The sequence below is a fragment of the Dokdonella immobilis genome (assembly GCF_900115085.1).
Lineage (GTDB): Bacteria > Pseudomonadota > Gammaproteobacteria > Xanthomonadales > Rhodanobacteraceae > Dokdonella > Dokdonella immobilis.
In genome coordinates, this window is the sequence record NZ_FOVF01000017.1 from 86,023 (window position 1) to 92,559 (window position 6,537).

8 protein-coding genes and 1 pseudogene are annotated in these 6,537 nt (G+C 58.3%); 1 reads left to right on the forward strand and 8 read right to left on the reverse strand.

Annotated features, from left to right (window positions below; genetic code table 11):
* Positions 1 to 20 precede the first annotated feature (20 nt).
* The 8 genes from BM125_RS12310 to BM125_RS12350 all read right to left on the reverse strand — a co-directional run bounded on the left by BM125_RS12310 (position 21) and on the right by BM125_RS12350 (position 5,630).
* Positions 21 to 725: a DUF4328 domain-containing protein gene (locus BM125_RS12310; RefSeq protein WP_092408372.1), complete on the reverse strand. Its 705-nt coding sequence runs from the start codon at positions 723 to 725 to the stop codon at positions 21 to 23.
* Positions 726 to 1,262: 537 nt separating this feature from the next.
* Positions 1,263 to 1,643, reverse strand: coding sequence for a VOC family protein (locus BM125_RS12315; protein ID WP_092408374.1), 381 nt, complete (start codon positions 1,641 to 1,643; stop codon positions 1,263 to 1,265).
* A gap of 84 nt (positions 1,644 to 1,727) precedes the next feature.
* Positions 1,728 to 2,081, reverse strand: coding sequence for a hypothetical protein (locus BM125_RS12320; RefSeq protein ID WP_092408376.1), 354 nt, complete (start codon positions 2,079 to 2,081; stop codon positions 1,728 to 1,730).
* Positions 2,082 to 2,210: 129 nt separating this feature from the next.
* Entirely contained in the window at positions 2,211 to 2,453 is a 243-nt protein-coding gene (locus tag BM125_RS12325) for a hypothetical protein (protein WP_092408378.1), read from the reverse strand.
* Positions 2,454 to 2,734: 281 nt separating this feature from the next.
* Entirely contained in the window at positions 2,735 to 3,601 is an 867-nt protein-coding gene (locus BM125_RS12330) for a hypothetical protein (protein WP_139224981.1), read from the reverse strand.
* 70 nt (positions 3,602 to 3,671) lie between these two features.
* Positions 3,672 to 4,019, reverse strand: a complete 348-nt coding sequence (locus BM125_RS12335; RefSeq protein WP_139224982.1) for an MmcQ/YjbR family DNA-binding protein — start codon at positions 4,017 to 4,019, stop codon at positions 3,672 to 3,674.
* An 852-nt stretch (positions 4,020 to 4,871) separates the two neighbouring features.
* Positions 4,872 to 5,297: a hypothetical protein gene (locus BM125_RS12345; protein WP_092408386.1), complete on the reverse strand. Its 426-nt coding sequence runs from the start codon at positions 5,295 to 5,297 to the stop codon at positions 4,872 to 4,874.
* An 87-nt stretch (positions 5,298 to 5,384) separates the two neighbouring features.
* Entirely contained in the window at positions 5,385 to 5,630 is a 246-nt protein-coding gene (locus BM125_RS12350; RefSeq protein WP_139224983.1) for a hypothetical protein, read from the reverse strand.
* 678 nt (positions 5,631 to 6,308) lie between these two features.
* Here BM125_RS12350 and BM125_RS20450 point away from each other — a divergent pair.
* Positions 6,309 to 6,537: pseudogene (locus tag BM125_RS20450) on the forward strand (IS110 family transposase); the annotation flags it as partial.

Consider the following 6,537-nt stretch of genomic DNA (forward strand, 5'->3'; position numbering starts at 1 on the left):
GGTCGAACATGGATCGCGCATCAACGTGCGTTATCCCGCAGCGGCTTCAAATCCAAATCCCGGACGCCCGAACCCGCCGCCTGCATGCGATGGATCCGTATCATCAGCACGAGGAATACGAGGCACAAGGGTACCGTGACCAGATCGGACAGCACGGTGACGATGTTGGCCTGGATCAGTTCATCGACCGCTTTGGCCCGCATCATCAAACGAAACGACGCATTGCCCAGCAAGGATGAAACAATCCAGAAGAACCACCACAGGCCCAGCAGGTTGGGAACGATCTGGCCTTGCCAGCCTTCGGGTCGGGCACTGGCTTTCCAGATCTCCTTCATCGCCATGTAAGGCTTCCATAGATTCATGATCGGCACGAAATACCAGCCTATCGACCAGCCCGGCGTGAAATCCATGTTGCGCGCACCCAGCGCCCGTGCATTCCAGTTCGCACGATGGATCCAGCGAAGTATCAGGAATCCGGACACGACCGAGATGACGATCTGGGCCAGTCCGATCAGCCGCTGCCGTGCGTCGCTGGCTTCGGCGGCGTCAATCGCGGCCTGCTGCGATGCAAAGACACCGTCCCGGATTCCGCTCAGGACCCCATACTCGAGATAGCCCGCCACTACGGCGATCAGGCTGATGGCAAGCTGTGCGTAGATCGACAGCCGGACCCACCTGACCAGTGCATCCGGATCCCTGAACATGTAGTTTCGTATCGTATTCATCACGTCCCCTGTGTGGTTTCAGAAAATGCGTAGCCTGAGTCGTTCAAGTCCAGACGCGATGTCGATCGCGCCCGGGCATGGGTCGCCAACCCGATACCCACTCGTAAATCGACCTGTTCCCGACAAGGAACCAGGCCATCCTTCAGCATTTCGCCCTCTTTCGCCGACCCCAATTCCGCAGCGCAATTGAAGGCCACGGCTTCGTCCGTTCAGCACCTTTAAGGAGGGTCTGATCAAGTAGAAAGGTCGTCATGGCGTTCAGAAGGTTTTCCACATGTGCTGCGAGGCGAAGTGAAGGCTGGTTGCCCTGACGAGGCGCGCGGTACATGGGGGGAGCCTTCTGGACGCCGTTTCAGCATCCAATCAATGCGTTAGGCGACGCCTGCCTGCGCGCAGATCCTTGTTGCGTCGACTTGAAAGACGGCCAGTCTGTCTGCGTCGACGCGTCGCGATCTGCACACAGGCAGACGTCGTGACGACTTTGCTACTTGATCAGACCCTCCTTAACGCCGCCGAACGGTCGATCCGGGTCAGCAACTACTGGCCATCCGGCGGCTGCCACAATTCGACCTTGTTGCCCTCGGGGTCCATGACCCAGCCGAACTTGCCGAACTCCGATTCATCGGTGGTATCCAGCACCTCGCAACCTTCATCGCGCAGAGCGGCGAGAAGGCCATGCAGGTCCGCCACCCGGTAGTTGACCATGAATGATGAAGTGCTCGGCGCAAAGTACGTGCCATCCCCGATCGACCAGGCCGTCGTCCCGCCGACCGGTTTGCCAGCGTCATCTGTCCAGCGGAAGGCCGCGCCTCCCCACGTCTGCACGTCGATTCCCAGATGGGTCTTGTACCAGGCCTGCAAGGACGCAGGATCCCTGGCCTTGAGGAACACGCCGCCAATACCGGTGACCCTTTTCATCGCGCTTGCTCCCATTTGCATTTCCAGAGAAGTCCGAGTGGATCCCGATACGATAGCCGGTCTGCAGGTCCATGGCGGATCCGCCTATGGCGCATCGCCCAGGCTCCGAAACGATTCAATGCGGGGCGCCAGCTTTTCGGCCAAGCGCTCGCCGAGGGTCGATGCGTCGAGAAACCCGAGCGCAACCGCCCTGCTGACCAGCAGTTCCGGTCCGAGAGCCGTATAGCGGCTGTAAAGCTCCCTGGAAATGCCCTGGTGGAATTGATGGATCCGATCCGAAAGATCGAATCCGCTCATTTCACTGTTGGACCAGCTGCGAAAATCTTCGAAGAGGTCGGTCAACGCTTTGTCCAATTCGGCTTCCCAGGCCTGTTCCGCGAGACTTCGCAGACGCGCTCGTTCGCTCTTGCTGAGTTCGAGCCAGAGCTGACTTTTCATGCATCGCTCCCCGAATGCCTCGCTCGAGGGAAGCCAGAAGTGTACCTCGACCCCTCCCCCGGCGGCACCCGCCAGGACGACGACTGGGCGGTCATGCCACCCGCCCGCACCCAGCCCTTGGCCGCTCCGTTATCCAAGTCCGGCGGAATCCAGGGCGGCATCGGCACCAAAATAGATCAGAACGAGCCCGACCAGTTGGACCAGGAAGGGTCGCTTGGTGTCGTCCCAATGCATGATCACGAACAGCAGGCTGACGAACGGAACGAGGATGGACAGGATTCCCCAGGCCACGCTGGTCTGGAAGATGACCACGAGCAGCCAGAGTCCTCCAAGGACTACGATGATGTAACCGGTAAGCAACATTGCCGACATGAATTTCCTCCCTGAGTCGTTTCGCGTCCCATCGACCTCGGGTCAATGGCGGTACGGTTCCGCGCGGGAACCGCCGGGCGAAGATTACCGTTCGAATCGGGAAACCGATGTAGGAAATTTCCTACAGATTTCGTGCGAATTCTCCGCACGTACGGCATGGACACGACCCTGGCGGGCATGGCTGGCAACGCAGCGCGCATTTCCGTTGAATCTCCGCGACTCTGTTGCTCGGACTCGCTCAATGCAACGGCCCCGCAGCCGATCAGGACCGATCCGGACACTCACTGCCCGCCGAATGCACTCGATTCAACTTCGATCCACGTCGCGCGCGCAATCGCGATCAGGTCGCCGGAACCCGAGAAGATCGCCGACCCGCAATGACGCTTGCGTCCATCAAATGCCAGCGGCCAGCCCAGGGCGACGCACTTTTCACCTGTCGGCAGATCGCGATCGATACGAACACCCAGTTCGCCGAGGACCATGGCCTTGCCCTGCGGAGCTGGCATGACGGCGAAGCCGCTCGTGCAATCGAGCGCTGCCCAGAGGAACTCGGACCGAACCTTGTTCGAATCATCACCGAGGGAGGCATCGGGAACCCAAGGTGAGGCGACCATGGAACCCGAAGCAACCCAACCCGGGAAGATGCGCAACCCGTCGCCCATTTCGCGTTGCGGCCCGCAAACGAAACATCCCGGAAACGGGTGCTGCGTGAAGCCAATGTAGGCCTTGGAAGCCTCCTCGGCCTCTGCAAAGCTCGGCGGCGTCGGCGACTCCAGATCGAGTTCGGCGGACCGGGCCTCGGCAATCACGTTCGCGCCGGACTTCAGTCGCGCTTCCGCGTCCGAGGATTCAACATCAAGCCCCGTCTCCAGTGGCGGCGGCGCCTTCAATCGGACCGAAGCGGGTCCGCGCAGGTACGCGGCAAGTCGCCCGCAAACGTAGCCGCCGTTGCCAGATCCTGGTGGGCCACAGTACCGACTCGAAATGACAAAACGGCCTGCCGCCATGTGCGCCTCCATCATGAAACTGTCGCCCGGGATCCGGGACCTGGATTCAGATTGTCCATTGAAGCAAAGGAATAATCCCCTCCGTATGGACGAGTGCTTGGGGAGGGGGTGATCAAGGTGACTGCATGTACACGTCGACACGAATCGCAACTGCAATGCCCAACATCGGACTCAAGACGTACGCGGTGTGCAGGCCGCCTGGAAAGAATGGTCAGCGCCGCTCGACATCTGCCGAATGCGCTGCCAGAAGCTTCTTTGGCGCCTTCCGTACCCACGCATTGCGCAGCAAGGCTTGAACTGCAGAAAGCCTGGCCTTGCCAAGTTTGACCTTGAGTCCGGCGACCTTTTCGCCCCAGAAGAGCTTTTCGAAGGCATCCGGCCCCAGAGCGATGGCAGTTTCACGCTCTTCCTCACCGACGAAGATGTGCACACACGCGCCGTCTGGTGGAAGCGTGGCAAAGATCTTTCCGTCAACGCGAAATGAGGTGGCCTCGTGATGGGGGGCCTCGATCACGGATGGAAGGGAAAGTGCGTAAGCCCGAACATCCTCAGCCCTCATCGGAGCCTCCGTGTGTTGACGACTGCAGCGGGTGACTGCATTTGCAGTCGCTTCATTTCCGAATCCATCTTGGCGTTAACGGCGGGAAGGCCAGACAGTACGCTAAGTCCGACCGCAGCGCTGAATCCCAGCCCGAGCATTAGCCGCGCGCCGCCGCGCTCGACACTTTTCGCAGGATCTTGTGAAATTCACGAACAACTAAGGACTGGAAGTTCCGATCTTGCACCGAAACCGAGCTGCGTGCATCAGCACTTGGGCTCGACCGAATCGCAGGATCCATTTCGTTCACCTCGACTGGGACTCACGAAAACGGTCGTCAACCTTGAACGACACCACTACCAGAATGACTGCCCCCAAGACGATGGCGGGTGCACCCCACCACGACGCACCTGCCCACGCGGCTATGGCCACTATGGAACACACCCAGGCGATAAGACCGGCGACGAAAGCCACCAGTCCCATAGCTGTATGGAAGAACGTAAAGGGTCTCTCCATGTTCAATACTGTCGTTCCGTGATTGCTACATCGTTTCGATACTATAACGCCGGTCGGATTATTGCTCTCTCGGGACCCAACTATCATCCGTATTCGGAGCCCACAGGAACATCCGGGCGACCACGATCGCGTTGCGGGCAACGACATCTAAAAATATCGCTTGGATGCAAAGCGACTCGGCGACATCTCCCACGACGACGCCCGGAATCTGGCAAAGGCGAACGGCAGTTGCCTTGAACTCCCGACTATACCGATAGGTGGTTCTTGGACCTGGTCTGGCCATGATGGGGACTCCTGAAAGTTAGTTCAGGGTGTCCACTAAACCGAAGGAACCGTCGTGTCCGCTTGGATGAGTAGTTAGATTGCGTAGGTGACGGCAATCTCTGTTGGTGACGATACTTCTTCGATTATAGGCTCCCCAGTGCATACGACACTTGCAATGTTGTCACCGCCGAAAATGATGTAATGCCTGAGATCCAGTTCGGCATAGAAGATAATTTGTCTGTACGAATCCACTTGTGGTGAGGATCGCCACAGATAACAGCAGAAATCTTTCGGCGCGTATTCTTGCCCGAGTGACACGATGGCGCCCGCCTCCTCGCAATAGCTTGCAGCGAGAACCCCTGAGAAGCGCACCAAGAACTTCGGGTATACGTCCAGCCCATTGGGTGCCACGACAAGCGTTGCATTTGTTTCACCACCGTTCTCCGTGATCAGGCCGACACTAGGGTCGCGATCTTCCTTGAATGGTGTATCCCAGATTTCGACGAAGTCGCTATCCATACGATCTAACGCCGTGTTAAGCCGCCGCCGCGCGGCAGCGATTCGTTGAAACGCAGTGTCTGTGCGGCGGTCGGCTTGAACACATAGCTAGACGGCAAGCGCCAATTGGCGCAGCTTGTCCCACTCTATGACTTGCCGCAGTACAGGCCATGTGCTCTGCGAACGCCAGTAGTTCGCGGCATCGCGGAGGAATATTGTGCCGTATGCGACCGCAACGAGAGTGAGCAAGAAAAAATCGTTGAGCCAGTACGCGACACCAACCGAAACCACCGCGGCGGTGAGAATGATGGCGTAGATGCCACGATTGAACCAGAACAAGGCGGGGATGGACATTGGCCTGTCCTTGAAGTGCATGTACAAAGCGATTTGCTTCCGCTGCCTGCGAGTGAGATTCACTGGTAGTTTCCTTGCCGTCTAACGCAAGAAATAGGCCGCCGCGTCAGCGGTCGGCTTGGACGAATAGTTGGGTAAGCCCTACCCGGGATCGCAAGGTGCTTTTTGCAGCTTAATGGTAGCGCCACCAAACGCCCTTTGAAACAAGCCAAGAACTCCGTAATTTTCACCGACTAGGACTACGCCCGTTATCGTTGCCCAGGAAGACGTTGGAGACACCGCAGATTCTAGCGAGCACAACCTTGACTTAGTGCCAACCCAAAATCTGGATGCGGGTTCATATCTGCTAATTTGTAGTGTACATAGCTCCATTGCGGACTCGAACCACCCGCAAGTGGTAAGTCTCTTGCCTACATACTCGCTGGGATTTGCTGAAATACTAGACATTCGAACAAACGGCGTAGGTGACGCGCAGCCAAGCAAGCCACTACAAGCAAGCGACAAAAAGGGAATACGCTTCATATGGCTACCCAACGCTAGAGTTAAGCCGCGCCGTTTACGGCGTCGGCTTGGACGAGTAAAAAGAGACTTCCCACCTCTTTCGGCATCAAGGATCCCGAAGGACCCGCGTGCCATGATGGAGTTTCTACACAACCGTCAGCAGAAGGGGAAGTCTCCGTGACTACTATAACCATTGGCGTGGATTTGGCGAAGAACGTGTTTTCGGTGTGCTCGGCGAACGCCGCGGGACGTGTGCTGGACCGGAAGGACCTGCGACGCGAGGCCTTCGCGGCTTACCTGGTACAGCTACCCCCCGGAACCCGGGTGGCCATGGAGGCCTGCAGCGGTGCGCACTACTGGGGGCGTCGGTGTGTGGAGTTGGGCTTGCAGCCGCACCTGATGGCCG